We start from the raw sequence: 25,350 nt of genomic DNA, 5'->3' as shown, positions 1-25,350 counted from the left end.
GGACTGGCTGCCGGTTTGGAGTCAGGCTGGCAGAAGGGTCCGCGCCAGCTGCGCGAACCAGGCGATGCCGGTCGGGATGGCGGCATCGTTGAAATCGTAACCGGGGTGATGAAGCGGCGCGACATGCTCTTCGTCGCGCTGCCCCAGCCACAGATAGGCCCCCGGCCGCGCGCGCAGCATGAAGGCGAAATCCTCCGACGTGAAAGCCGGATCGGGTGCCGCCTTCGCATCGGGGCAGACTGCGCGCGCCGCCGCCAGCGCGATCTCCGCGCAATCGGCATCGTTGATCGTCGCCGGGTAATAGCGGACATAATCGACCGCCACCTGCGTCTCGCTCGCCCGTGCGACGCCCTCGCAGATTGCGCGCAGCGATTGCTCGATCCGGTCCTGCACCGCGGTGGAGAAGGTGCGGACGGTGCCGGTCAAACTCACCTGCGCCGGAATCACATTGTGCGAGTCGCCGCCCGTCACCTTCGTGACCGACAGCACCGCGCTCTCGGTCGGGGCGACGCGGCGGGCGACGATGGTGTTCAGCTCGCCGATCAGGGTCGCCGCCGCCAGGATCGCATCGGGCGTCTGGTGCGGCATGGCGGCATGGCCGCCGCGCCCCGAAATGGTGATGTCGAACCGGTCCGCCGCCGCCATGATCGGACCGGCCCGCGTCCGCGCGCTGCCCAGCGGCAGGTCGGGCCAGTTGTGGAGCGCAAACACCCGGTCGCACGGGAACCGCTCGAACAGGCCGTCGCGCACCATCGCATCGGCCCCGCCCAGTCCTTCCTCGGCGGGCTGGAAGATGAAGTGGATCGTGCCGGAGAAATCGCGCATCCGCGCCAGATGCCGCGCCGCGCCGATCAGCGTCGCGCTATGCCCGTCATGACCGCAGCCATGGAAGACCCCCGGCACCGTGCTGGCATGGGCCAGCCCCGTCGCCTCGGCGAAGGGCAGCGCATCCATGTCCGCGCGAAAACCGATCGCGCCGTTGCCGGGGCCGTTGCGCAGCGTGCCGACCACGCCGGTGCCGCCGACCCCCGTCGTCACCGCCAACCCGGCCTCGCGGAGCGCCTCAGCGACGATCCCGGCGGTGCGATGTTCGTGGAAACCCAGTTCGGGATGCGCGTGCAGATCGCGGCGCAACGCGGTGAGATGATCGAGTTCCTGGGCGTCGATGGGCATGGGCATACCTTCGTGATGGTGTCAGCCGCGATCCTCGAACAAGGTTTCGATCGGGTCATAGCGCTTCACGATCGGCGACTTGAGGACGATGTAGCTGAAATATTTCTCGATCCCGAAATCACTGTCGAGAATCGACTCGATCAGTTCCTGATATTGCGAGACGTTGCGGGTGATGAACTTGACCAGATAGTCGTAACCGCCGCTGACCAGGTGGCATTCGACGATTTCCGGCACGTTGCGTGCGCGCTGCTCGAACCGGGAAAAGTCGCCGGTGCGGTGATCCTTCAACGTCACCTCGGTAAAGACGGTCAGCGTCTCGCCCAGCTTGGCCAGCGCGACATGCGCGCCATAGCCGGTGATATAGCCCGCCTTTTCCAGCCGCTTGACCCGCGACAGGCAGGGGCTGGGCGACAGGCCGACGGCATCGGCCAGGTCGACATTGGTGATCCGCCCATTGCGCTGCAACTGCGCCAGAATACGAAAGTCCAGTCGATCGAGTTTGGGCGCTGACGTCATGGTGGCGGATATACCCCTTCATTCCCCGTGCGAGATACGCGCATCACAATATGCTGCGCACCTCCAGCTGCTCGATGACATCATCCAACGTGCGCGTCAGCCGCGCAAGCAAGGTGGCCATGTCCTCCTCGCCGCAACTGATCGCAGGCGCCAGCCCGATCGTCCCGTCGGCAAAGGCGCGGAAGATGATGCCGTTGGCATGGCCCGCCCGCGACAGCCGGTCGGGCAGACCCAGCGCCGGGTCGAAGCGTGTCTTCGCGGCCTTGTCTGCGACCAGTTCGATTCCCGCCAGCATGCCCGCCTGCCGCACGTCGCCGACCAGCGGGTGGTCCGCAATCGCCGCCAGCCCGGCGGCCAGCTGCGGCGTACGGGCGATACCGTTCGCCAGGATGCCGCCTTCATACAGGTCGAGCACCGCCATCGCGACGGCCGCCGAGACCGGATGCCCCGAATAGGTGGCACCATGCCCGACCGGCAGATGGTTGTCGGGGCCATCGGCGATCCCGGCATAGATGTCGGCCGACATCAGCACCGCACCCATCGGGACGTACCCGGCCGTCAGCCCCTTCGCCAGCGTCATCAGGTCGGGCGACACGCCTTCATGTTCGCAGGCGAACATGGGGCCGGTGCGTCCGAAGCCGGTGATGACCTCGTCGACCACCAGCAGGATGCCGAGTTCGGTGCAGGCGGCGCGCATCGCGGCCAGCCAGCCTTTGGGCGGCACGATCACCCCGGCGGAGCCCTGCACCGGCTCGGCGAAGAAGGCCGCGACATGGTCGGCGCCGAGTTCGGCGACCTTGTCCTTCAGCGCGGCGACGCTGGCATCGATCACCGCTTGCGGATCGGCACCGGCCGCATGACGATAGGGATAGGGGGCCGGAATATGATGCTGCCAGTGATGCGGCAGATCGAACAGCCGGTGGAAGGCGGCCAGGCCGGTGATGCCCGCCCCGTTCGACGACGAGCCGTGATAGCCCGTGTCGAGCGCGATGACGTGCTTCTTGGTCGGCCGTCCCCTGGCATTCCAGTAATGGACGATGAAGCGCAGCGCCGAGTCGACCGAGTCCGAACCGCCCTGCGTGAAATAGACGCGTTCCAGCCCCTGGGGGGCGAGGGTCGCAAGTCGCTCGGCCAGCCGGATCGCGGGTTCGCTGGCATAGGAGAAATAACCGGTGGCATAGGGCAGGCGCCGCATCTGCTCGGCGGCGGCCTCGACGACGCTGTCATGGCCATAACCGATATTGACGCACCACAGCCCAGCGAACGCATCGAGCAGGCGGTTGCCGTCGCTGTCGGTCAGGTACATCCCCTGGCCTTGCGTCAGCACGGTCGCACCCCGCGCCTCGTGCCCGCGCCACGCCGTGACCGGGTGGATGAGGTGGCGGCGATCCGCCTCGATCAGCGAATTGGAGAGCATGTCTGGCCTTGTTGTCTGTGGTGACGCCATCCTAGGCCCGGTTCACCAGCGGGAGGGACCGCCACCACCCTTCCCGCCGCCGCAAGCTGCCAAGTTTTGCGACCCGGCAGCAGAATATGCCGCGTCCGCGCGTCAGCCGATCGCCGCCGCGATCGCCTTGCCGCACTGCACGGTGTCGGCCGCCCCCTTCAGGTCGCGGGTACGACCGGTCTCGCTCGTCAGCACCGTCTCGATCGCGGTGACGATGGAGGCTGCCGCCGCCGTCTCGCCGACATGGTCCAGCATCATCGCCGCGCTCCAGATCTGGCCGACCGGGTTCGCGACCCCCTGCCCCGCAATGTCCGGCGCCGAGCCATGCACCGGCTCGAACAGCGACGGCACGCTGCGGTCCGGGTTGATGTTGCCGCACGGCGCGATGCCGATGGTGCCGGTGCAGGCGGGGCCAAGATCGGACAGGATGTCGCCGAACAGGTTGGATGCGACCACAACGTCGAACCGGTCGGGGTTCATCACGAACTGTGCGGCCAGAATATCGATATGATATTTGTCGGTCCGCACCTCGGGATAGCTTTTCGCCATCTCCGCGACGCGGCCGTCCCACCAGGGCATGGTGATCGCGATACCGTTGGACTTGGTGGCGGAGGTCAGGTGCCGGGCGGGCCGCTTCTGCGCCAGGTCGAAGGCGTAGCGCAGGATGCGGTCGGTGCCGGTGCGGGTCATCACCGTTTCCTGCAACACCACCTCGCGGTCGGTGCCGGGAAAGGCGGTGCCGCCGATGGCGGAATATTCGCCCTCGGTATTCTCGCGCACGATCATCATGTCGATATCGCCGGGCTTTCGCCCCACCAACGGGCATGGCACGCCCGGCATCAGCCGCGCCGGGCGCAGGTTGACATATTGGTCATATTCGCGCCGGAACTGGATCAGCGAATCCCAGAGCGAGATATGATCGGGCACCGTATCGGGCCAGCCGACCGCACCGAAGAAAATCGCATCGACATCGCCGATCCGCGCCTTCCAGTCCTCGGGCATCATCCGGCCGTGGCGGACATAATAGTCGCAGGAGGCGAAATCATGCCATTCCTGTGCGATGGTGAAACCGAAGGCCGCCGCCGCCGCCTCCAGCGCGCGGACGCCCTCGGGCACGACTTCCTTGCCGATCCCGTCGCCGGGGATCACCGCGATCCGATACTGTGTCACAGGCCCTTCAATCCCCCCCAGTGGAACGCCTTGGTTTCCAGATATTCGTCGATGCCTTCGCGGCCGCCTTCACGGCCGAGCCCGGAGGCCTTGATGCCGCCGAACGGGGCCATCTCCATCGCCAGCGCGCCGGTGTTGAGCCCGACCATTCCGAACTCCAGCGCCTCGCCGACACGCCAGGCACGGTGCAGGTCATTCGTGTAGAAATAGCTGGCCAGCCCGAACGGCGTCGCATTGGCGAGCGCCACCGCCTCCGCCTCGTCACGGAAGCGGAAGACCGGGGCGACCGGCCCGAACGTCTCTTCGGAGGCCAGCCGCATGTCGGGCGTCGCATCGATCAGCACGACCGGCCGCGCGAAACGGGCATCCCCGGTCGCGCCATCGGGGGCGGCGGCGATGCGCGCGCCCTTCGCCAGCGCATCGGCGACATGCTCGGCGACCTTGGTCGTGGCGGCGGCGTTGATCAGCGGGCCGACCGTCACACCCTCGTCACGCCCGTCGCCCACCCGCAAGGCCCGCACCGCCTCGCCTAGCTTTGCCACGAAGCGGTCGTGAATGCCGTCCTGCACGAACAGCCGGTTGGCGCAGACGCAGGTCTGTCCGGCATTGCGGAACTTGGACGCCATGGCCCCAGCCACCGCCGCATCGACATCGGCATCGTCGAACACCAGGAACGGCGCATTGCCGCCCAGCTCCAGGCTCAGTCGCTTGAGCGTATCGGCCGACTGGCGCATCAGCAGCGCGCCGACGCGGGTCGATCCGGTGAAGGAAAGCTTCCTCACCACCGGCGATGTGGTCAACGCCGCGCCGATCGCCTGGGGCAGGCCGGTGACGATATTGACGACCCCCGCCGGGATACCCGCCCGAAGGGCCAGCTTGCCCAGCGCCAGCGCCGTATAGGGCGTCAGCTCGGACGGCTTGATGACCACGGTGCAGCCCGCCGCCAGTGCAGGTGCGACCTTGCGCGTGATCATCGCGGCGGGGAAATTCCACGGCGTGATCGCCGCGCACACCCCCACCGGCTCGCGGGTCGCAAGGATACGGCGGTCGGTGGTCGGCGCGGGGATCATATGTCCGGCGATGCGCCGCCCCTCGCCCGCGAACCACTTCACGAACGACGCAGCATAGCCAATCTCGCCCCACGCCTCGGCCAGCGGCTTGCCTTGTTCCGCAGTCATGATCGCGGCCAGCGTATCGGCATGGTCCAGGATCAGCCGATGCCACGCCTCCAGCAGCGTGGCGCGGTCATCGGCGGTGCGGCGACGCCAGGCGGGAAACGCCTCGGCAGCGGCGGCGATCGCCGCCTCGGCCTCGGGCGCCCCCGCCGCCGGGATGGTGCCGATCACCGCCCCGGTGGCGGGGTCGGTTACGTCCAGCGTCGCGCCGTCCCCGGCCCCGCGCCATGCCCCACCGATCAGCATCGTCTCGACAAGCAGGCCGGTCGCGCGAAGGTCCCGGGACATCAGCACAGCGCCTGGCTGACGATGGCGAAGGCCTGTCCCGGTACGGCGGCAGGCGGCTCCGCGCCACGCACCATCGTTACCACCCGGCCGACCTGAACGAGTCCCAGCTCCTCCAGCCACGGCCCCAAGCTGCTGTTCCCATGTATATCCAGCCGGATGAATTCGCCGCTGCGCGACCCGATCCACTGGGCGATCAGCGCCTTGGCACGGGTCGCGTCGGGGGCGATCACCGGCCCGACGACATAGCCGCGCCCGAACCGGCGGAACAGCGCCGCGCCCGTCACCGCGTCACCATGCGTCAACACCACGCCATGCGCCTTCTCGCGCAGCAATGTCATGACCGGTGGGCGATCAAGGCCCGTGGCCGCATGGACCAGTACATCGACGACCGCGCCGTCACGCTCGCCCATCGGCCGGATCCGCTCCCCTGCCTCCAGCGGGACCAGCGGCGCCTGAAAGGCCGCACCCTGGTGCTGCAGGATCTCGCCGATGCCGCGAAAGCCCAGCTTGCGATAGAGCGGCAGCCCCTCCTCAGTGGCGTTCAGCACGATCGCGGCATCCGGACCCAGCTCGGCCGCGATCTGGTCGAGCACCGAGTCCATGATGATCCGGCCCAGCCCCGCGCCCCGGTGCCGCCGGGATACGATGACCATGCCCAGCGTCGCGGTCTTGGGTCCCGCGCGCCACCACATCGTCGTGCCGACGATCTCGCCGTCGAGTTCGGCGACCGTGCCGGTGCCGACCGCCAGCATATCGGCCAGATCCTCCGCCCGGTGCGGCCATTGCTCGGCCTTGGCGAGCACATGGAGGCTGGCGACGTCCCGCAGCGTCATCGCACGCAGGCGCATCGTCCGATGCTCGGCCTGGACGGGGGAAGGGTCGGCGCTTGTCGGCATGGCTGGCTGTTCCATCGAAATCCTCTCTGCCCTTTTTACCGCCCCCATGGCGCAGGAGGTGCCGCACCGCCTAGTCCGCCGGGGCATATCGCATGTGATTTGCGGGGCGATGCGGAATATCATGCTGCACCCGGCATCGGCGGCTTCCCGACCCGCTCCTGCACGCTCGTCTCCCATCGGGCCGAAGACGAGGGCGCGGTATGCTGTGCGGCGAGGCGGGGGCCGATCGGCACATATGACCGGCATGTGACACAACTAAAGTGGTACGATGCCGGGCGGACGTAGCAGACTATGCTGCGACGGGGCCGCACGGGGATGGCCTCTCGCCGGGGGACGCAAAGCCGCACGATGATGCTCGAATCCTATTGGCTGGATAGCGGCGAACGCTTCGCTCCGGAGGGGGTGACCCCACTGCCCGCCCGTGCCTCGGTCGTTGTCGTGGGCGGCGGGTTCACGGGTCTTGCCGCTGCGCGCGCCCTGGCTCTGGCGGGCACGCAGGTCGTGGTGATCGAGGCGGGACGCATCGCCGGGGAGGCGTCGGGGCGCAACGGCGGCCAGTGCAACAACGGCATCGCGGGCGATTTCGCCGCGCTGGGCGCTCGGTTCGGCCGCGAGCGCGCCACCGCCCTCTATCGCGCCTTCGACACCGGCGTCGACCGGGTCGAGGCGATCGTCGCCGAAGAAGCCATCGACTGCGACTTCACCCGCAACGGCAAGCTGAAGCTGGCCGACAAACCCGAACATGTCGCCAAGCTCGCCCGCGCCGCCGAATTGCTGTCGAAGACGGTAGAGCCGGACATCCGCCTGCTCGACCGCGACCGGCTGGCCGGGGAAATCCGGTCCGACGCATTCCATGGCGGCCTGGTCTTCCCGCACAGCGCGTCGCTCCACATGGGCCGCTTTGCCACCGGGCTGGCGCGTGCGGCGAAGCGGCACGGAGCGCATATCCATGAGGACACGCCGCTGACCGGCCTGACCCGCGCGCCGGGCGGGCGCCACAAGCTGGTCACGCCGCGCGGCACGATCATCGCCGACACCGTATTGCTGGCGACCGGCGCGTCCATGGCCGGGCCATTCGGCTGGCTGCGGCGGCGGATCGTGCCGATCGGCAGCTTCATCGTCGCGACCGAGCCGCTGGGTGATCTGGCGAACATGGTCATGCCGGGGCGGCGCAACGCGACGACGACGCGCAATATCGGCAATTATTTCCGCCTGACTGCCGACAACCGCCTGATCTTCGGCGGCCGCGCCCGCTTCGCCCTGTCCAGCCCGCGCAACGACATACGCAGCGGCATGATCCTGGAAGCACGGATGCGCGAGATTTTCCCCGCCCTGGCGGATGTCCGCATCGCGCACAATTGGGGCGGGATCGTCGACCTGACCGCCGATCGCCTGCCGCGCGCGGGCATCCGTGACGGCCTCCACTATGCGATGGGCTATAGCGGCCACGGCACGCAGATCTCGGTCCTGATGGGCGAGGTGATGGCGCGGATCATGACCGGTGCCAGTCCGGCCGAGGCCAATCCGTTTCACGGCATCGACTGGCCCGCCATACCGGGACATTTCGGGCCGCCCTGGTTCCTGCCGCTGGTCGGGGCCTATTACCGCTATCAGGACTGGCGGCATTGATCGGGCGGCGCGACGCGATCCGCCTGATCGGCGGCGGCGGCCTGTCGCTGGGGCTGGGCGCATGCGGCTTTTCGCCCGCGCGGCCCGAACCCGCGGGCGGGCGGCTGCGGGTCGCGGTCGCAGTCAGCTCGACCGCCGACACGATGGACCCGGCACGCCAGACCGTGGTGTCCGACTTCTGCCGTTGCGCGATGGTCTATGACGGGCTGACCCGGCTCGACGAGCATTTCCGCCCGCAACCCGCGCTGGCCGAGTCGATTGAGACAAGCGACGCCCGCGATTGGTCCATCCGCCTGCGCCGCGATGTGCGGTTCCATGACGGATCGATGCTGACCGTCGCCGATGTCGTTTATTCGCTGAAGCGTCACCTCGATCCGGCGGTCGGATCGAAGGCCCGCATCTTCGCCGAGCAATTTGCCTCGATCCGTGCCGATGGACCGGATCATGTCCGCATCACCCTGAAGAGCCCCAATTCCGACCTGCCGACGATTCTCGGCATTTCGCAGTTCCAGATCATCCGCGACGGGACACGGGACTTTCACCATCCGATCGGCACCGGGCCGATGCGCATGGTCGAGTTCACTCCCGGCGTGCGGTCGATCGCGGTGCGCTGGCCCGAATATTGGCGCCGCCAGGTCCGGCTGGGCGAGGTGGAGCTGTTTTGCATTTCCGACGACAATGCGCGGATCAATGCGCTGCTATCGGGCGATGTCGACCTGATCCATGCGATCAACCCGCGCATCGCCAGCCATCTGGAGCGCGCCGGGTTCGACCTGCTGGTCACCAAGTCGGGCGGCTATACGAATCTGATCGCGCGGCTGGACCAGAAGCAGACCGGCAACCGCGATTTCATCCAGGGCCTGAAGCTGCTGCTTGACCGCGAGACGATGCGCAGCGCCATCTTCCGCGGCTATGCGACCATCGGCAACGACCAGCCGATCGCGCCGACCAACCCCTATTTCGACCCCAGCGTGCCGCAGCGCGCCTTCGACCCCGACCGTGCCCGCCATCATTTCGCGCGGGCCGGGATGATCGGCGCGCGCCTGCCCATCGTCACCTCGACGGCGGCGGACAAGTCGGACGACATGGCCGTCCTGATCCAGAATGCCGGGCGGCGGGCGGGCGTGCAGTTCGACATCCGCCGCGTGCCGTCCGACGGGTACTGGACGAACAGCTGGATGAAGGTGCCGCTGGGTTTCGGCAACACCAATCCGCGCCCGACCGCCGACATCGTCTTCACCCAGTTCTTCGCCTCCGACGCGCCGTGGAACGAAAGCGGATGGAAGAATCCCCGCTTCGACAGCCTGCTGGTCGCCGCGCGTGGCGAAACCGACGAGGCGCGCCGCAAGTCGCTCTATGGCGAGATGCAGCATCTCGTACACGACCAGTCCGGTATCGGCATCCCGCTGTTCCTCAGCCTGCTCGATGCGCACAGCCCAAGGCTGAAGGGGCTGCAACCCATGGCGCAGGGGGGATTGATGGGCTTCGACTTCACTGCCGACACATGGCTGGAGGGCGCATGATCCGCTCCCCCCTGATCCTGCTGATCGGCCGCCGGATCGGTGCGGCCCTGGCGACCCTGGTCTTCGTTTCGCTGGCGGTGTTTGCCATCGCCCAGATGATGGAGGGCGACGTCGCCGAGGCGATTCTGGGCCAAAGCGCCACGCCCGAGGCGCTGGCGGGTCTGCGCAATGCCATGCACCTCGATCAGCCTGCATGGCGGCGATACCTGGAATGGGCGGGCGGCGTGCTGGCCGGCGATCTGGGCCATTCGCTGGTTACTGGCCTGCCGATGCGCGAAATGATCGGGGCACGGCTGGGCAATTCGCTGACGCTGGCTGGGCTGACCGCGCTGGTGTCGGTGCCGTTCGCGCTGACCCTGGGCATCGTCGCGGCGGTCCAGCGCGGCACCGCGTTCGACCGGGCGATCAGCATCGCAACCATCGGCATCGTATCTGTGCCCGAATTCCTGATCGCGACGCTGGCGGTCATGCTGTTCGCCGTCACCCTGCACTGGCTGCCCGCCCTCTCCTCGACCCGCGACATTCATTCGAGCTGGGACATGGTCCGCGTCTTTGCGCTGCCGGTGTTCAGCCTGGCCTGTTTCGTCATGGCGCAGATGGTGCGGATGACGCGCGCGGCGGTGATTGACGCGCTCGACACCTCCTATGCCGAAGCCGCACGGCTGAAGGGGTGTTCGCCCGCGCGCGTGGTGCTGCGCCATGCCTTGCCCAACGCCATTGGGCCGATCGCCAATGCGATCGCGCTCAGCCTGTCGACCTTGCTGGGGGGAGTCATCGTGGTCGAGATCATCTTCAACTATCCCGGCGTCGCGCGGCTGATGGTCGACGCGGTCGCCACTCGCGACCTGCCGCTGGTCCAGGCGGTCGCGATCATCTTCTGCACCGCCTATCTCGTTCTGGTGACGACCGCCGACGTGGTCGCGATCCTGGCCAATCCCCGGCTGCGGCGCCGGTGAGGGCGATGGCGATCAGCGGCCGCATCGGCCTTGCCCTCGTCATGGCGTGGATTGTCGTCGCGCTGCTCGGCCCCGGCGTCGCGCCGCACGGCGTGGCCGAGGTCGTGCATGTCGACGTGTTCGACACAGTCAGCCGCCGTTTCCCGCTGGGGACCGACTATCTGGGCCGCGACATGCTGAGCCGCGTGCTGTACGGCGCGCGCTATACCGTGCTGATCGCCTTCGTCGCGACCGGTATCGCGGCGGCGGCGGGCATCCTGCTGGGTCTTGCGGCGGCCGCGGGCGGATGGATCGACATCGGCCTGTCCCGGACGTTCGACATCGTGATCGCGATCCCCAGCCTGATGCTCGCACTGGTGGTGATCGCGGCGACCGGCGCGTCCATCCCGGTGCTGATCGGGACGCTGGCACTGATCTATACCCCCGGCGCGTTCCGCACCGCCCGGGCGCTGGCGATGGGGGTGATGGCGCTGGACTTCGTCGCCGCCGCCCGCGCACGGGGCGAGCGCCTGCCCTATATCGTGGTGCGCGAGGTGCTGCCCAACGTCACCGGGCCGCTCGCCGCCGATTTCGGCCTGCGCTTCGTCTTCGTCGTCCTGCTGCTCAGCGGCCTGTCCTTCCTCGGACTGGGCGTCCAGCCGCCCCAGGCCGACCTGGGCGCGCTGGTTCGCGAGAATATCGCCGGGCTCGGCTTCGGTGCGCCTGCTGTCCTGTTCCCGGCGGTGGCGATCGCCTCCCTCACGATCGGAATGAACCTCGTGATCGACTCCCTTCCCGGACGGCGGCGGCGATGACCGACGCGCCGCTCGCCCGTATCGAACATCTGCGCATCACCGCCAGTGGCGAGGATGGACGCGAGATCGTGATCGTCCCCGATGTCAGCCTGTCGGTTGCCAAGGGCGAAGTGCTGGCCCTGATCGGCGAGTCCGGGTCGGGCAAGACGACCATCGCCTTGTCGCTGCTGGGCTATGCGCGGCCGGGCTGCCGGATCGCAGGCGGCGCCATCGAGGTAGCGGGCCAGCGGCTGGACGGCGCCACCCCCGAGCGGCTGCGCCAAGTGCGCGGTCGGACGGTCGCCTATGTCGCGCAGAGCGCCGCCGCCGCCTTCAATCCGTCGCTGACCATCATGGCGCAGGTGATCGAGCCTGCGCTGATCCACGGGACGCTTGATCGCGCCGCCGCCGAGGAAAAGGCCAGGGCGTTGTTCCGTCGCCTCGCCCTGCCCGACCCCGAAGGCGTCGGCGCACGCTATCCGCATCAGGTGTCGGGTGGGCAGCTCCAGCGGCTGATGGCCGCGATGGCGCTGATCACCGATCCGGCGCTGGTCATCTTCGATGAGCCGACCACCGCGCTCGACGTGACCACCCAGATCGAGGTGCTGAAGGCGTTCAAGGACGCGGTACGCGATCTCGGCACCACCGCCGTCTATGTCACCCACGACCTGTCGGTGGTCGCACAGATCGCCGACCGGATCGCGGTGCTGCGTGGCGGCGAGGTGCAGGAACTGGGCACGACCGAGCAGATCCTGTTCGCGCCGCGTCATGCCTATGCGCAGGCGCTGGTCGCCGCCGCCGCGCCGCGCGCGCCCGCCATCGCGCCCCCGACCGACGATGCGCCCCTTCTCGACATGTGGGGAATCGTCGCGGGCTATGGCGGGACCGGCCCGGACGGTGCGCCGCGCACGAAGATACTGGACGGGATCGACGTGTCGATCCGGCGGGGTCAGGTGCTGGGCGTCATCGGTGAATCCGGGTGCGGCAAGAGTACCCTGGCACGTGTCGCGGCGGGGCTGCACGCACCGACCGCCGGGCGCATCCTGCTGAACGGCAATCCGCTGGCCCCGCTGGTCCGCCACCGTTCGCGCGACGAGCTGCGCCGGGTCCAGATGGTTTTCCAGAGTGCCGATACCGCCTTGAACCCGGCGGTCAGCGTCGGTGCCGCCATCGCCCGGCCGCTCGCCTTCTATCATGGCCTGGACCGGCGTTCGGCCAGGGCGGAGGTGGCACGGCTGCTCGATCTGGTCCGCCTTCCCACCGCGCTCGCCGACCGGCTGCCCGGCGAATTGTCGGGCGGACAGAAACAGCGCGTCAACCTGGCGCGCGCACTGGCGGCGCGCCCCGACCTGTTGCTGTGCGACGAAGTGACCTCGGCGCTGGACCCCGTGGTGGCGGAGGCGGTGCTCGACCTGCTGATCGAGCTGCGCCGCGAACTGAGCCTGGCCTATATGTTCATCACCCACGACCTGGAGATCATACGCGCCATCGCCGACAATGTGCTGGTCCTCTATGCCGGGCGGGTCGCCGAACAGGCGACGCGCGACGGGCTGGGCCACGGACCGCACCACCCCTATACCCGGCTGTTGACGGCCTCGGTGCCCGAATTGCGGCCGGGCTGGCTGGAGGAGACGCCCGCGCGGCAGGCAGGGGCGGCGGCGGCACGCATGTCGGCGACCGGATGCAGCTTCCGACCGCGCTGCATCCGCGCGGCTCCGTCCTGTGCCGAGGCGATGCCGCTGCGGCTGCTGACGGACGACCGCCAGATTTTCTGCCACCAGTCGCTCGAGACGCTTTGATCGGGGCGATGCCGGTCGCGGCATCGCCCCGAGGGGATCAGGCGACCACCGGCCGCCAGATCGCATAGACCTTCTTCACATGCTCCCGGCTGTCCCATGAGCACATCGCGGCATGTTCCAGCAGGAAGATGTCGCCCTTGGCGAAGGTCCGGCGGGCGCCCGTCTCGTCCTCGAACGTCACGCTGCCGTCGAGCAGGTGCATCAGCTCGTGATGGCGATAGCGCATCGCGGTGCGGTGATAGGGCGTCGAGTCCCAGGTCCCGCAGATGAACACGCCGTCGCTCGACAGATAATCGGTATGGTTGCGACACGATGGCGTCGGCCCGACGAGCAGCTCGGCGAGCGGCGGGTTGGACGGCGTCAGCTCGGCCGCTTCGTCGATCGGCACGATCCGGTCGGCGGCGGGCGTCTGAATCGCATGGCGCATCGCGAGCGCGCGGGTGCCGGGCGCGGCCTCCCAGTCGAAGGCGACGCCGCTCGGGATCACCGCGCAGTCATCCGCCGCCAGCATGACCTCGCCCAGCCGAAGCGACCCCGCCAGGACGATGACGAACTCATCACCCGGCAGGCCCGCATCCATGCCCGAGGTACCGTCGAGCGCGAGCAGGTCGACGCTGCACGTCCCCTCCGCAAGCGGCAGCGGCGTGCGCGCGGTGCGATAGTCACCACCGGCGGGCAGCGCGGCCGTCGCGGCAAAGGCGCGCAGGTCGATGAACGAGCGGACCTCGGTCGCCATGCTCACAGCCCCACCAGCCCGGGCAGACCCGCGATGCTGGGGATCTCATGCACCTGATAATAGCCGTTCAGCGGCTCGTGCCCGCGATTGACGAACGCCTTGTTCGTGATGCCCATGTCATAGGCGGTCATCAGGTCGTAGCGGAAGCTGGACGAGACGTGCAGCACGTCCTCCGGCCCGCAGCCCAGCTGGTCGAACATATATTCGAACGCCTGCATCCGGGGCTTATAGGCCTGCGCCTCCTCGGCGGTGTAGACCGCGTGGAACGGCGCCTCCAGATTGGTCACGCTGGCCGGGATCAGGTCCACCATCGAATTGGACAGGATGACCAGCGGATATTCCGCCGCGACGCGCTTGAGCGGTTCGACCACATCCGGATGCGGCCCCCAGGTCGGCACGGCGGCATAGACTTCCGCCGTGTCGCTGTCGCGATATTCGATGCCCCACTTTCCGCAGGTGCGGCGCAGCGAACCCTCGACCACGTCCCGATAGGGCTTCCACGCGCCCAGCACCTCGTCCAGGCGATAGGCTGAGAAATCGGCGCAGAATTTGTCCATGTCCGCCGCCGCGATACGGTCGGCGTAAAGGCGGCGCGCGACCGGCGCCATCTCGAAATAGATCAGCGTGCCATAACAATCGAACGTGATGTACTTTGGACGAAGCACGGTCGGCCCCCCTTCGCTAAGATGATATTGCCGGGGCCGATGATAGTGCGCCCCATGCGGCAGAATTGCTTGTTACGCCCGCGTCCATGCCGCGCGCGGCGCAACCTTCGCGATATCGCAGCATAATATGCTGGCCTTTTCGAGCGGTATCGGAGCGTCGATCGGGGTAAACCGCTGTCGCGATACGCCGACCATGGCGGGTATGCCGTTTGCCCCCCTGTTTTCGGAAGCGTCTGCTGATCGCCCATGGCTAGACTGGCCCCAGGCCGGATCGCGCAAGGGGCCTCGGATCGGGGCAAGGGCGACGGACGTCGGGACAGGTGGACATGACGAGCGACAGGGCGGGACATTTCTATATCGATGGCGACTGGCACGCGCCGGTCGCGCCGGCGCCTGCGATTCCCGTCATCGATCCCGCGACCGAGACCCGGATCGGCAGGGTCGCGGCAGGGTCTGCCGCCGATATCGACCGGGCCGTCGCCGCCGCGACCCGCGCCTTTCCCGCCTTTGCCATCAGCCCGGTCGCGGACCGCATCGCCCTGCTCGGCCGGATCGCCGCCTTGCTGGAAGAGCGTGCCGAGGATTTCGCCCGGGCGATCGCAACTGAAATGGGCGCCGCCATCGGCTTTGCCCGTGCCTCGCAGGTGCCCTTTGCTATCGCGCATGTCCGCGCACAGATGGAGGTGCTGGCCGATTACGCGTTCGAGCGGCAGGAGGCGGGCTTTACCCTTTGCAAGGAGGCGATCGGGGTCTGCGCGCTGATAACGCCGTGGAACTGGCCACTCTACCAGATTACCGCCAAGGTCGCACCCGCCATTGCCGCCGGGTGCCCGGTGGTGCTGAAGCCCAGCGAATTGTCGCCCTATAGCGCACTCCTGTTCGCGCAGGTGATGCACGATGCAGGCACCCCGCCGGGCGTGTTCAACCTGGTCGGCGGCACCGGCGAGGTCGTCGGCGCAGCCTTGGCGGCGCATCCCGACATCGCGATGATCTCGCTCACCGGATCGACCCGCGCGGGCGTGCTGGTCGCGCAAGGGGCAGCGGTCAGCGTGAAGCGCGTCGTGCAGGAACTCGGCGGCAAGTCGCCCAATATCCTGCTGCCCGATGCGGACTTCGCCCAAGCCGTGCCGCGCGGCGTGATGGCTGGGATGCGCAATGTCGGCCAGTCTTGCAGCGCGCCCACCCGGATGCTGGTTCCCGCCGACCGCCTGGCCGAGGTCGAGGCGCTGGCGGCGGCAGCCGCCGCCGAATGGCGCGTGGGCCCGCCGGGCGACGAGGCGACGACGATGGGTCCCATCGCCAATGCCGCGCAGCACGCTCGCGTCCAGGCCATGATCGCGGCAGGCCAGGCGGAAGGCGCACGGCTGGTCGCGGGCGGCCCCGGCCGTCCCGCCGGGCTCGATCGCGGCTTCTATGTCCGCCCGACCGTCTTCTCGGGCGTCACCCGTGACATGCGCATCGCGCGAGAGGAGATTTTCGGCCCGGTCCTGTGCATCATGCCCTATGCCGACGAGGACGAGGCCGTGTCGATCGCCAACGACACCGTCTATGGACTGGGCGCGCACGTCCAGTCGGGCGACCCGGTCCGTGCGAAGGCCATCGCCCGGCGCATCCGATCGGGACAGGTTCATATCAACTATCCCGCCTGGACCGCGCACGCGCCGTTCGGCGGCTACAAGCAATCGGGCAACGGACGCGAATATGGGGTCCATGGTTTCGAGGAATATCTCGAGACCAAGGCGATCCTGGCCTGAGCCCCGGATGGAGATCAAGACGATGCAAGCCGATACGCTCGCCAAGCCGGTTCAGGCTCCTGTCACCGCGACGCTGGCGACCGTCGAGACGCCGTGCCTGGTGCTCGACGCCGACCGGATGGACCGCAACATCGCGCGGCTGAAGGCGCATCTGGCGCCGATGGGCGTGGCGCTCCGCCCACACCTGAAAACCGGCAAGTCGATCGAGGTAGCGGCGCGGCTGATGAGCAGCCCGCACGGCCCCGCCACCGTGTCGACCCTACGCGAAGCCGAGCAATTCGCCGATGCCGGTGTGCGCGACATCATCTATGCGGTCGGCATCGCGCCGGACAAGCTGCCCCGCGTGCTGGCGCTGCGCGCGCGCGGAGTCGATCTGGCGGTGATTCTCGACACGGTCGAACAGGCGGAGGCGGTGGCCGAGGCCTCACGCGCGGCGGGCACCGCGATCCCCGCGCTGATCGAGATCGATTGCGACGGCCATCGCTCGGGCGTGTTGCCGGGCGATATCGGCCAGTTGCTCGCCATCGGTCGGGCGCTGGCCGATGGCGGCGAACTGCGCGGTGTGCTGACCCATGCGGGGGGCAGCTATGCCGCGCGCACGCCCGATGAACTGCGCCGCTATGCCGAGGTCGAACGCAAGAGCGTCGTCGACGCCGCCGAAACGCTGCGCGCCGACGGCCATGCCTGTTCGGTGGTCAGCGTCGGTTCGACCCCGACCGCGCATTTCGCCACCGACCTGACCGGCGTGACCGAAGTACGCGCGGGCGTGTTCGTGTTCTTCGATCTGGTGATGCACGGCATCGGCGTCTGCGCCATCGACGACATCGCGCTGTCGGTGCTGGGCACGGTGATCGGCTTTCAGCGCGAGAAGGGCTGGATCCTGATCGATGCGGGCTGGATGGCCATGTCGCGCGATCGCGGCACCGCCAAGCAACCAGTCGACCAAGGCTATGGCATCGTCTGCACGCTGGACGGGACACCCTATGCGGACCTGATCCTGGCCGACGCCAATCAGGAACATGGCATCATCACCGTGCGGCCGGGTTCGGACGGCACGCTGCCGCCGCTGGCGATCGGCGACCGGGTGCGCGTGCTGCCCAACCACGCCTGTTCCACCGGCGCGCAGCATCCTGCCTATCGTGTCGTGCATGGCGCCGACCCGCAGGTCGCCGCGACATGGCCCCGTTTCGGAGGATGGTAATGACCGCTACCCGGATCGAACCCGTCCTGACCCAGGATGCGCCGCTGCCCGCCGGGCATTATTCGCAAGCCGTGCGTGCTGGCGATCATCTCTATATCTCGGGCCAGCTGCCGATCCGCGCCGACGGCGCGGCCCTCGACGACATGGGTTTCGAGGCGCAGGCGGCGCAGGCGATCGACAACATGCTGGCGATCCTGACGGCGGCGGGCGGCACGCCCGACCGGCTGGCACGGGTCACCGCCTATATCGTCGGGGTCGAGAACTGGCCGCGCTTCAATGCGGTCTATGCCGCGCGGCTGGGCGAGGCGCGCCCCGCGCGTACCGTCGTGCCGGTGCCCGAGCTTCACTACGGCTATCTGGTCGAAATCGACGCCATCGCGCTGCTGGCGCACGACTGACCCATCCCATTCCGTCGGAGTTCCTCTTCATGGCGAGCATCACGTCCGCGGGTATCGGACCCGCCGGGGTCGCAAATCCCCCCAAGACACAGGCCACCCCCGTCAGCGCCGGTGCGCGGCTGGTCGGTATCGACGCCCTGCGCGGGTTCGTCATGGTGCTGATGCTGCTCGACCATATCCGCGAGGCATTCCTGCTCTGGGTCCCCATCGGCGATCCGGTCGATGCGCTGACCGTTGCGCCGGACTCGTTCTTCAGCCGGATGACCAGCACGCTCTGCGCGCCGATCTTCGTCGCGCTGACCGGACTGGGCGCCTATCTCTACAGCTGCAAGCACAGCCGGGCCGAAACCAGCGCCTTCCTGTTCAAGCGCGGGGCGTTCCTGGTTCTCCTGGAGCTGACGGTCGTCAACTTCGTCTGGCGCTTCGAAATTCCGCCAACGATCCTCTATCTCCAGGTGATCTGGGCGATCGGGTTGAGCATGATCGTCCTGTCGGCATTGATCCGACTGCCCCACGCCGCGATCGCCGCCATCGGCATCGTCATCGTGGCCGGGCACAACCTGCTGGGTCCGATCACCTTTCCCGAGGGACATCCGCTCCACCTGATCTGGACCGTTCTGCACGATCGCGGGATGTTGAACTTCGGCGGTTTTCCCGTGCGGGTCAGCTATCCGCTGCTGCCGTGGATCGGGGTAATCTGCCTCGGCTGGGCGATCGGGCCGTGGTTCGTCGGCGATGACATCGCGGCCCGGCGGCGGCGGCTGGTGCGGACCGGGGTGCTGATGCTGGTCGGTTTCGTCGTGCTGCGCGCGCTCAACGTCTATGGCGATACCCCCTGGTTCGTCATGCCCGGCTCGACCGTCCGCACGGTCATGAGCTTCCTGGCACTGACCAAATATCCTCCTTCGCTGCTGTTCGTGCTGGAGACGCTGGGCATCGGCCTGTTGCTGCTGGCGCTGTTCGAGCGGGTGGCGGACACACGGGTGATCGGCTGGCTGGCGGTGCTCGGCAGCGCGCCGATGTTCTTCTACCTCTTCCACCTCTATGTCCTGCGCACCCTGTACCTGAGCGCGGTGGCGATCTGGGGCACTAATCATGACGCGGTGTTCGGCCTCCCTTCGATCCATGGGATCTGGCTGATGTGGATCGTGATGATCGTGCCGCTCTATTTCCCGACGCGCTGGTTCGCGGACCTGAAGAAGCGCCGCAAGGATATTGGCTGGCTCAAATATTTCTGACCCGGCCTGCCCTACACCATGACTGTCAACCCGGACCCGCTGGAGCCACGGAATGCCCGCACCGCTTACCCTGGTCGATTCTAGCCCTGCCCTGCCCGACAGCGCCGACGTCGTCGTGATCGGCGGCGGCATCGTCGGCAGCTTCACCGCCTATTACCTGGCCAAACGCGGGCTGAAGGTCGCGCTGGTCGAAAAAGGCCGGGTCGGCGCCGAACAGTCGAGCCGCAACTGGGGCTGGTGCCGCCAGCAGAATCGCGACGCCCGCGAGCTGCCGATGGCGACCAAGGCGCTGGACCTGTGGGAACAGTTCGCCGCCGACACCGGCGAGGCGACGGGCTTCAGCCGCTGTGGCCTGCTCTATCTCAGCGACAACGAGGCCGAGATCGAGGGCTGGACCCGTTGGCGCGATTTCGCCCGGACGGCGGGCGTCACCACCCATATGCTGTCGACGGCAGAGGCCAGCGAGCGCGGCCGATTCAGCAACAAGCCGTGGAAGGGCGGCGTCTTCTCCCCCACCGACGGCACCGCAGACCCCTCGCGCGCCGCACCGGCCGCCGCGCGCGCACTGATGAAACTGGGCGGCACGGTGCATCAGAATTGCGCCGTGCGCGGGATCGAGACCGAGGGCGGGAGCCTGTCCGCGGTCGTTACCGAACACGGCACGATCCGCACCCGTATCGCGGTGCTGTCGGCCGGGGCCTGGGCCTCCTCCTTCTGCCACCAATATGGCATCCGCTTTCCGCAGGCGACGATCCGCCAGACGGTGATGGCGGTCGGGCCGGGCGAGGACATCTTCCCGGCCGCGATGCACAGCGACTATATCTCGATGACCCGGCGCGGCGACGGTGGCTATACCCTGTCGATCAGTGGCAGCGGCAAGGTCGATCCGACCCCGCAATTCCTGCGCTTCTCCACCCAGTTCGTGCCGATGTTCCTGCGGCGCTGGCGCAAGCTTTCCCCCGGCGGGCTGGAGGGCGTGCGGTCGGGCCATGAGCGGGTCGCACGCTGGCGGCTCGACCGGCCGACGCCGATGGAGGCGATGCGCATCCTCGACCCCACACCCGACCCCGCGACCGTCAGGCGCACCCATGCCCGCGCGCTGGAGCTGATGCCGCGCCTGTCCGAACGGGCGGTGACCGGGGCATGGGCAGGCTATGTCGACAGCACGCCCGACGGCGTGCCCGGCATCGGCGAGGTGGACGAAATGCCCGGGCTGGTGCTGGCGGCCGGTTTCAGCGGGCATGGCTTCGGCATCGGACCGGGCGCGGGCCATATGATCGCCGATATCGTCAGCGGCGCGGCGCCGATCGTCGACCCCAAACCTTACCACCCCAGCCGCTTCGCCAACTCCGCCTGGGGCAAGGTCGCGGAGTTCTAGGCCAATCCTCAGTCGCGCAACCAATTCGCCGTGATCTCGCCGCTATGCCCTTCGGGTGCCAGTGCGGCGCGGAGGGATTCCAGCAGGGGCGGCAGGGCTTGCGTGAAGGCATAGGGCGGATTGACGATGAAAAGGCCCGCGCCATTGTAGATGCCGGGCTGATCGGCATCATATAGCCAATGCTCGACCGACAGGAATTTCGGGATGCCGAGCTTGTGCAGCTCAAACTTCCACCGCCCATGCGTGGCGCGGTCTTTCAGCGGATACCAGATCACCGTCACGCCATGCGCCCATTTGCGATGCGCCGCCGCGAGGGTGGCGGCGATGCGTTCGCGTTCGTCCGTCTGCTCATAGGGTGGATCGACCACCACCACGCCGCGCGGGGTGCGGGTGGGAAGCATCGCCAGCCACAACTCATAGGCATCGCGCTCATGCACCGCCGCGGGCGTCCCGCGCATCGCGCCGCGTAAGGTCCGGACATCCTCGGGATGCTTTTCGTTGAGGATCAGCACGTCCTGCGGGCGCAGCAGCTGCGCCAGGAACCGTGGCGAGCCGGGGTAGAGGCGCGGCTCCGCCCCGTCATTCACCGCCTGCACGGCGGCGCGGTAATCGTCCAGCAACGGGTCGGCATCGGCAAAGGCCCGCAGCACGCCTTGTGCGGCCTCGCCGGTGCGTTGCGCCTGCTCGCCGCCAAGGTCGTAGAGCCCGCAACCGGCATGGGTGTCGATCAGGGTCAACGCGCCCGGTTTCTGCTGCAAGGCCCGGACCAGCGCGATCAGCAGGCTGTGCTTCACGACATCGGCGCTGTTGCCCGCATGGAAGGAGTGGCGATAATTCATGGAATCCAAAACCTGCCAGGCGCTTAGGGAAGCGGAAGGCGTCAAAGCCTCAAACCAGTTTTCGCGGTCGATCGCAACAGACGGCAAGGAGCATCATGGCCCAAAGCGGCCCACGCCGCTTTTATCGGTCCGGCGCGCCGCCGCTCTCCCTGCCCGGGCCGGCGGCCTCCACGAACTGGCCGGGCACGATCCCGGCGACGGACCAGTCGCCGATCGACCAGCGGACCAGCCGAAGGGTCGGCAGCCCGACCGCCGCCGTCATGCGGCGCACCTGCCGGTTGCGCCCTTCGCGGATGGTGAGTTTCAGCCAGGCGTCGGGGATAAGCTTGCGCTGGCGGATCGGCGGATCGCGCAGCCACAGGTCCGGCGCGTCGATACGCGCGACATCGGCGGGCAGGGTCATGCCGTCCTTGAGGCGGACGCCCTGCCGCAAGCGCGCCAGTTGCTGCTCCTGCGGATCGCCTTCGACCTGGACGAGATAGGTTTTGGGCATCTTGAAGCGCGGATCGGCAATGCGCGCCTGCAACCGCCCGTCATCGCACAACAGCAGCAGGCCCTCGCTGTCCCGATCAAGCCTCCCGGCGGGATAGACGCCCTTCACCGCAATGAAGTCCGACAGGGTCGACCGAACCGTCGGCGACCCGTTGTCCGTGAATTGCGACAGGACCCCATAGGGTTTGTTGAACAGCAGCAGCCGGGGCATCCTGCGCTCATAGCGTTCGCATGCGGCCCTGTCTTGCGCCGCATGCCGCCAGCCGCGCCGGGCTTTGCGCCTACGACCTCAGCGCGAAGGGCGCGCCTTCATCAAGGCGATGACCGACAGCGAACAGACCGCGAAGGCCACGGCAAAACCGGCCAGTGCCGTCCACAGGCCAACCGTTAGCCCACCCAGATATCCCCCGATCACCAGACCGATGAGCGGCAGGATGACGAGCAACAGGCATCCAATCACGACCATGACAATGGGAACCCCGCCACACACGACCCGGTTCCGGGCGGAAGCCGCGCAAACGCCCGCACCACCCGATCCGCGACAGGGTAAAAGCCAGCGATTTCAGAGAGATCTGGATGCCCCGTGAGGATTCGAACCTCAATTAACGGAGTCAGAGTCCGTGGTCTTACCTTTAGACGACGGGGCATCGAACAGGGGCGTGCCTCTAGGCGGCCGAATCACCCCTGTCAACCGAATTCCGCAACGGCGGCGGCGGTGCGTCTTGTCGCGCGGGCGCCGACTCGCTACCTTGGGCTTCAAGCACCGGCGGACACTCATGTTCGTGACGGATAGAACAGAATAAAGCGAGATACGGCGATGGGGGATGTTCCCACCCGAAGGCCGTACCGGCAGGCCAAGCCGCCTGCCCGTCCGGCACCCCCCCGGCCCCAGCGTGGCCGGTGGTCCGATGCGCAGGCCTATGCCGCGCTCGACCTGGGCACCAACAATTGCCGCCTGCTGATCGCGCGGCCCCAGGGTGGCGGCTTTGCGGTCGTCGACGCCTTTTCGCGAATCGTCAGGCTGGGCGAGGGACTGGCGACGACCGGCCGCCTGTCCGACGCTGCGATCGACCGGACGATCGCCGCGCTGCGCGTGTGCGCCGACAAGCTGAAGCGCCGCAACGTCACCCTGTCGCGCGCGGTCGCGACCGAAGCGTGCCGTCGCGCCGCCAACGGTCCCGCCTTCATCGCGCGCGCGCTGGCCGAGACGGGCATCCATCTCGACATCATTTCGGCCGAGGAGGAGGCACGGCTGGCGGTGCTGGGCTGTCACGTGCTGATCGAGCCGGGGGACGACCCCGCGCTGGTGTTCGACATCGGCGGCGGCTCGACCGAGCTGGTGCTGGTCGACACGCGCAGCCCCAGCCCCCGTATCCTCGACTGGCATTCGGCGCCCTGGGGTGTCGTCTCGCTGACCGAGAGTGCGGGGGGTGGCGAGGGCGAGGCCGGGCGGCTGGCCGCCTATGCCCGGATGCGGACGATGGTGGCGGACAGCTTCGCCGATTTCGCCGCGCGCCTGCCCCGGAACCTGAAGAGCCCCAGGCTGCTCGGCACCAGCGGCACCGTGACGACGCTGGGCAGCGTCCATCTGGGACTCAGCCATTATGACCGCGCCGCCGTCGACGGGCTGATCGTGCCCACGTCCGCGATGCGCGCGATCAGCGCCGACCTGTCGCGCAAGAGCCTGGCCGCGCGCGGCAAGGTGGCGTGCATCGGCCCCGAACGCGCCGATCTGGTGGTGGCGGGCTGCGCCATCCTGGAGACGATATTGGACCTCTGGCCCGCCGAGCGGCTAGGGATCGCCGACCGTGGGATTCGCGAGGGAATCCTGCGCCGCTTGATGGGAATCGCCAGAACGTGAGCAGAGGCAATGCAGGGCTGCACCAGCGGGTGCGCACCGCGCGGAAGCGCACCGCCCAGTCGACCCGCTGGCTGGAGCGCCAGCTGAACGACCCCTATGTCCGCCGCGCCAAGGCGGAGGGGTATCGCAGCCGTGCCGCCTATAAGCTGATCGAGCTGGACGAGCGGTTCGGCTTCCTGCGCGGCAAGAAGCGGGTCATCGACCTGGGGCTGGCGCCGGGCGGCTGGGCGCAGGTGGTGCGGCGCCAGGTGCCGAACGCCAGCGTGGTCGGCATCGACCTGTTGCCGGTCGACCCGATCGACGGCGTCACCATCTTCGAGATGGACTTCATGGAGGACGCCGCGCCGGGCAAGCTGATGGAAGCGCTGGGCGGCGCGCCCGACCTGGTGATGTCGGACATGGCGGCCAACACCGTCGGCCACCCGCAGACCGACGCGCTGCGCACCATGGGCCTGGTCGAGACGGCCTTCGCCTTTGCCTGCGACGTGCTGTCGCCCGGCGGCGTGTTCGTGTCGAAGGTGTTCGCGGGCGGCGCCGATTCGCAGCTGGTCGCCGAGATGAAGCGCCATTTCGCCACCGTGAAACACGCCAAGCCGCCGTCGAGCCGCAAGGGATCGGTCGAATGGTTCGTGGTGGCGCAGGGGTTCAAGGGGCGGAAGGCGGCGGTGGTGGAGGATCAGGCGGAGGATTGAGCATGGGGCGGTGACGTCCGCTTTCGCGCCATTGCGGACATCCGCTGGTTGAGAGACAATCCGGTCATGCAGATGCTAAGCTTCCTCATGGTGACAATAGGACTGCTGGTATGCAATCTCGCTTATTGCGGGAAACGCATCATGGTGGACGTGCACAATGCTTGAAGTGCCGAGATAGCATGGGGCGTAATGGCGTTTTCCGGATCGATCCTCGCACTTGTGTCGATGGTCTGGGGTACGCTTGCTAGTCTCGCTAATCTTTAACGGCAGCTCCCCACCAAGACGGGCCTTTACGTTGCCGCGCCCAAGAGCGGACGCTACCGGGCGACGGGCCGGTAGGTCACCCGGACAGCTCCAACCACCTTGCTACGGTCGAAGACGCGAGCTCGTTTGTCATATGTGACCAGCAAGTTGTTTGGCCCCGTCCACGCGATATCAGCCCATGGCCCACCCCATGCTCCGCGAGTGCCACCGTTGTAGCCGTCCGCCACGAACGCATTCCCGATCGCCTGCCAGAACGACGGATCGACCGACACTTGCGTGGTGAAGTCTGTTGTCGCGCCACACTCGCGCATGAACATGACCGCTTTGTGATTGCCGCCCGGAGAGGGGACGGACCTCACCGTCTCATTGCTACATAGCGGCCCGAAACAGGCGGACACACTCAAAACGAGCGGTAAGGCTATGGCAGGCGTTCGCATCATCCAAGCTAACCCCGCTGCGGCAATGCGTCAACGGCAGCTCCCCAGCA

Annotated in this window: 23 protein-coding genes and 1 tRNA gene; 12 read left to right on the top strand and 12 right to left on the bottom strand. The window is 67.8% G+C overall.

Annotated features, from left to right (window positions below; all coding sequences use genetic code 11):
• Positions 1–21: 21 nt before the first annotated feature.
• The 6 genes from SP5_RS11030 to SP5_RS11005 form a co-directional block, all read right to left on the bottom strand.
• Positions 22–1,173: a M20 aminoacylase family protein gene (locus SP5_RS11030; RefSeq protein WP_083748250.1), complete on the bottom strand. Its 1,152-nt coding sequence runs from the start codon at positions 1,171–1,173 to the stop codon at positions 22–24.
• A 21-nt stretch (positions 1,174–1,194) separates the two neighbouring features.
• Entirely contained in the window at positions 1,195–1,689 is a 495-nt protein-coding gene (locus SP5_RS11025; RefSeq protein WP_042488380.1) for an Lrp/AsnC family transcriptional regulator, read from the bottom strand.
• 43 nt (positions 1,690–1,732) lie between these two features.
• Entirely contained in the window at positions 1,733–3,106 is a 1,374-nt protein-coding gene (locus SP5_RS11020) for an aminotransferase class III-fold pyridoxal phosphate-dependent enzyme (RefSeq protein WP_042488377.1), read from the bottom strand.
• Between the two features lie 132 nt (positions 3,107–3,238).
• The gene (locus tag SP5_RS11015; RefSeq protein ID WP_042488374.1) at positions 3,239–4,306 is read right to left on the bottom strand and encodes a tartrate dehydrogenase; all 1,068 of its coding nucleotides are present in this window, start codon (positions 4,304–4,306) and stop codon (positions 3,239–3,241) included.
• Entirely contained in the window at positions 4,303–5,769 is a 1,467-nt protein-coding gene (locus tag SP5_RS11010) for an NAD-dependent succinate-semialdehyde dehydrogenase (protein ID WP_042488437.1), read from the bottom strand. Before SP5_RS11010 ends, SP5_RS11015 begins: the two co-directional genes overlap by 4 nt.
• Complete coding sequence (locus tag SP5_RS11005) at positions 5,769–6,680, bottom strand: GNAT family N-acetyltransferase (protein ID WP_167334701.1); 912 nt, start codon at positions 6,678–6,680, stop codon at positions 5,769–5,771. The genes SP5_RS11010 and SP5_RS11005 overlap by 1 nt, the downstream gene beginning before the upstream one ends.
• 336 nt (positions 6,681–7,016) lie before the next feature.
• Here SP5_RS11005 and SP5_RS11000 point away from each other — a divergent pair, with 336 nt between their 5' ends.
• From SP5_RS11000 to SP5_RS10980, 5 genes are read left to right on the top strand one after another with little or no spacing between them, the layout of a single operon-like run.
• Positions 7,017–8,294, top strand: coding sequence for an NAD(P)/FAD-dependent oxidoreductase (locus tag SP5_RS11000; RefSeq protein ID WP_245613468.1), 1,278 nt, complete (start codon positions 7,017–7,019; stop codon positions 8,292–8,294).
• Positions 8,291–9,817, top strand: coding sequence for an ABC transporter substrate-binding protein (locus SP5_RS10995; protein ID WP_217995695.1), 1,527 nt, complete (start codon positions 8,291–8,293; stop codon positions 9,815–9,817). Before SP5_RS11000 ends, SP5_RS10995 begins: the two co-directional genes overlap by 4 nt.
• On the top strand, positions 9,814–10,773 hold the full coding sequence (locus SP5_RS10990) for an ABC transporter permease (protein ID WP_042488368.1): 960 nt from the start codon (positions 9,814–9,816) through the stop codon (positions 10,771–10,773). Before SP5_RS10995 ends, SP5_RS10990 begins: the two co-directional genes overlap by 4 nt.
• Positions 10,774–10,778: 5 nt before the next feature.
• Positions 10,779–11,567, top strand: coding sequence for an ABC transporter permease (locus SP5_RS10985; protein WP_052811503.1), 789 nt, complete (start codon positions 10,779–10,781; stop codon positions 11,565–11,567).
• The gene (locus SP5_RS10980) at positions 11,564–13,345 is read left to right on the top strand and encodes an ABC transporter ATP-binding protein (RefSeq protein ID WP_042488362.1); all 1,782 of its coding nucleotides are present in this window, start codon (positions 11,564–11,566) and stop codon (positions 13,343–13,345) included. Before SP5_RS10985 ends, SP5_RS10980 begins: the two co-directional genes overlap by 4 nt.
• Before the next feature lie 37 nt (positions 13,346–13,382).
• Here the strand turns inward: SP5_RS10980 and SP5_RS10975 are convergent, their stop codons facing one another.
• Both SP5_RS10975 and SP5_RS10970 read right to left on the bottom strand, forming a co-directional pair.
• Entirely contained in the window at positions 13,383–14,081 is a 699-nt protein-coding gene (locus SP5_RS10975; RefSeq protein WP_042488359.1) for a cupin domain-containing protein, read from the bottom strand.
• 2 nt (positions 14,082–14,083) lie between these two features.
• Positions 14,084–14,746: a haloacid dehalogenase type II gene (locus SP5_RS10970; RefSeq protein ID WP_042488357.1), complete on the bottom strand. Its 663-nt coding sequence runs from the start codon at positions 14,744–14,746 to the stop codon at positions 14,084–14,086.
• 326 nt (positions 14,747–15,072) lie between these two features.
• Here SP5_RS10970 and SP5_RS10965 point away from each other — a divergent pair, with 326 nt between their 5' ends.
• Genes SP5_RS10965 through SP5_RS10945 form a run of 5 tightly spaced genes read left to right on the top strand, consistent with a single transcriptional unit; the run spans position 15,073 to position 20,715 of the window.
• Entirely contained in the window at positions 15,073–16,500 is a 1,428-nt protein-coding gene (locus tag SP5_RS10965; protein WP_042488354.1) for an aldehyde dehydrogenase family protein, read from the top strand.
• 22 nt (positions 16,501–16,522) lie between these two features.
• The gene (locus SP5_RS10960; RefSeq protein WP_042488426.1) at positions 16,523–17,701 is read left to right on the top strand and encodes a DSD1 family PLP-dependent enzyme; all 1,179 of its coding nucleotides are present in this window, start codon (positions 16,523–16,525) and stop codon (positions 17,699–17,701) included.
• A complete protein-coding gene (locus tag SP5_RS10955; RefSeq protein ID WP_089413648.1) occupies positions 17,701–18,099 on the top strand; it encodes a RidA family protein in 399 nt (132 codons plus the stop codon). Before SP5_RS10960 ends, SP5_RS10955 begins: the two co-directional genes overlap by 1 nt.
• A gap of 29 nt (positions 18,100–18,128) precedes the next feature.
• The gene (locus SP5_RS10950; protein ID WP_042488349.1) at positions 18,129–19,337 is read left to right on the top strand and encodes an acetyltransferase domain-containing protein; all 1,209 of its coding nucleotides are present in this window, start codon (positions 18,129–18,131) and stop codon (positions 19,335–19,337) included.
• A gap of 52 nt (positions 19,338–19,389) precedes the next feature.
• A complete protein-coding gene (locus SP5_RS10945) occupies positions 19,390–20,715 on the top strand; it encodes an NAD(P)/FAD-dependent oxidoreductase (protein WP_042488346.1) in 1,326 nt (441 codons plus the stop codon).
• An 8-nt stretch (positions 20,716–20,723) separates the two neighbouring features.
• Here the strand turns inward: SP5_RS10945 and SP5_RS10940 are convergent, their stop codons facing one another.
• From SP5_RS10940 to SP5_RS10930, 4 genes are all read right to left on the bottom strand, one after another.
• Positions 20,724–21,554, bottom strand: coding sequence for a 23S rRNA (adenine(2030)-N(6))-methyltransferase RlmJ (locus tag SP5_RS10940; RefSeq protein WP_042488344.1), 831 nt, complete (start codon positions 21,552–21,554; stop codon positions 20,724–20,726).
• A gap of 121 nt (positions 21,555–21,675) precedes the next feature.
• Positions 21,676–22,257 (bottom strand): pseudouridine synthase, encoded by a 582-nt coding sequence (locus tag SP5_RS10935; protein WP_042488341.1) that lies wholly within the window; start codon positions 22,255–22,257, stop codon positions 21,676–21,678.
• A 78-nt stretch (positions 22,258–22,335) separates the two neighbouring features.
• Entirely contained in the window at positions 22,336–22,512 is a 177-nt protein-coding gene (locus SP5_RS19130) for a hypothetical protein (RefSeq protein WP_157013678.1), read from the bottom strand.
• A gap of 107 nt (positions 22,513–22,619) precedes the next feature.
• Positions 22,620–22,693: transfer RNA gene (locus SP5_RS10930), tRNA-Gln, on the bottom strand.
• Between the two features lie 170 nt (positions 22,694–22,863).
• Here SP5_RS10930 and SP5_RS10925 point away from each other — a divergent pair.
• Both SP5_RS10925 and SP5_RS10920 read left to right on the top strand, forming a co-directional pair.
• Positions 22,864–23,907 carry a Ppx/GppA phosphatase family protein gene (locus SP5_RS10925; RefSeq protein WP_042488338.1) on the top strand — a complete coding sequence of 348 codons (1,044 nt, stop codon included), beginning with the start codon at positions 22,864–22,866 and terminating at the stop codon, positions 23,905–23,907.
• Positions 23,904–24,599 carry an RlmE family RNA methyltransferase gene (locus SP5_RS10920; RefSeq protein ID WP_042488336.1) on the top strand — a complete coding sequence of 232 codons (696 nt, stop codon included), beginning with the start codon at positions 23,904–23,906 and terminating at the stop codon, positions 24,597–24,599. Before SP5_RS10925 ends, SP5_RS10920 begins: the two co-directional genes overlap by 4 nt.
• Positions 24,600–25,350: the final 751 nt, after the last annotated feature.

The organism is Sphingomonas parapaucimobilis NBRC 15100, assembly GCF_000787715.1.
In the GTDB taxonomy this organism is placed as follows: Bacteria; Pseudomonadota; Alphaproteobacteria; order Sphingomonadales; family Sphingomonadaceae; genus Sphingomonas; species Sphingomonas parapaucimobilis.
Note: the sequence above shows the minus strand (reverse complement) of the source record. Positions and strands in the feature narration are given on the sequence as shown.

Excerpts from the sequence above, each read along its gene's own strand:
- SP5_RS11000 (WP_245613468.1), top strand. The coding sequence starts at position 7,017 with ATGCTCGAATCCTATTGGCTGGATAGCGGCGAACGCTTCGCTCCGGAG.
- SP5_RS10955 (WP_089413648.1), top strand. The coding sequence starts at position 17,701 with ATGACCGCTACCCGGATCGAACCCGTCCTGACCCAGGATGCGCCGCTG.
- SP5_RS10940 (WP_042488344.1), bottom strand. The coding sequence starts at position 21,554 with ATGAATTATCGCCACTCCTTCCATGCGGGCAACAGCGCCGATGTCGTG.
- SP5_RS19130 (WP_157013678.1), bottom strand. The coding sequence starts at position 22,512 with ATGGTCGTGATTGGATGCCTGTTGCTCGTCATCCTGCCGCTCATCGGT.
- SP5_RS10965 (WP_042488354.1), top strand. The coding sequence starts at position 15,073 with ATGACGAGCGACAGGGCGGGACATTTCTATATCGATGGCGACTGGCAC.
- SP5_RS11005 (WP_167334701.1), bottom strand. The coding sequence starts at position 6,680 with ATGGAACAGCCAGCCATGCCGACAAGCGCCGACCCTTCCCCCGTCCAG.
- SP5_RS10925 (WP_042488338.1), top strand. The coding sequence starts at position 22,864 with ATGGGGGATGTTCCCACCCGAAGGCCGTACCGGCAGGCCAAGCCGCCT.
- SP5_RS11010 (WP_042488437.1), bottom strand. The coding sequence starts at position 5,769 with ATGTCCCGGGACCTTCGCGCGACCGGCCTGCTTGTCGAGACGATGCTG.
- SP5_RS10960 (WP_042488426.1), top strand. The coding sequence starts at position 16,523 with ATGCAAGCCGATACGCTCGCCAAGCCGGTTCAGGCTCCTGTCACCGCG.
- SP5_RS11025 (WP_042488380.1), bottom strand. The coding sequence starts at position 1,689 with ATGACGTCAGCGCCCAAACTCGATCGACTGGACTTTCGTATTCTGGCG.
- SP5_RS10945 (WP_042488346.1), top strand. The coding sequence starts at position 19,390 with ATGCCCGCACCGCTTACCCTGGTCGATTCTAGCCCTGCCCTGCCCGAC.
- SP5_RS10990 (WP_042488368.1), top strand. The coding sequence starts at position 9,814 with ATGATCCGCTCCCCCCTGATCCTGCTGATCGGCCGCCGGATCGGTGCG.
- SP5_RS10975 (WP_042488359.1), bottom strand. The coding sequence starts at position 14,081 with ATGGCGACCGAGGTCCGCTCGTTCATCGACCTGCGCGCCTTTGCCGCG.
- SP5_RS10980 (WP_042488362.1), top strand. The coding sequence starts at position 11,564 with ATGACCGACGCGCCGCTCGCCCGTATCGAACATCTGCGCATCACCGCC.
- SP5_RS11020 (WP_042488377.1), bottom strand. The coding sequence starts at position 3,106 with ATGCTCTCCAATTCGCTGATCGAGGCGGATCGCCGCCACCTCATCCAC.
- SP5_RS10985 (WP_052811503.1), top strand. The coding sequence starts at position 10,779 with ATGGCGATCAGCGGCCGCATCGGCCTTGCCCTCGTCATGGCGTGGATT.
- SP5_RS10950 (WP_042488349.1), top strand. The coding sequence starts at position 18,129 with ATGGCGAGCATCACGTCCGCGGGTATCGGACCCGCCGGGGTCGCAAAT.
- SP5_RS11030 (WP_083748250.1), bottom strand. The coding sequence starts at position 1,173 with ATGCCCATCGACGCCCAGGAACTCGATCATCTCACCGCGTTGCGCCGC.
- SP5_RS10935 (WP_042488341.1), bottom strand. The coding sequence starts at position 22,257 with ATGCCCCGGCTGCTGCTGTTCAACAAACCCTATGGGGTCCTGTCGCAA.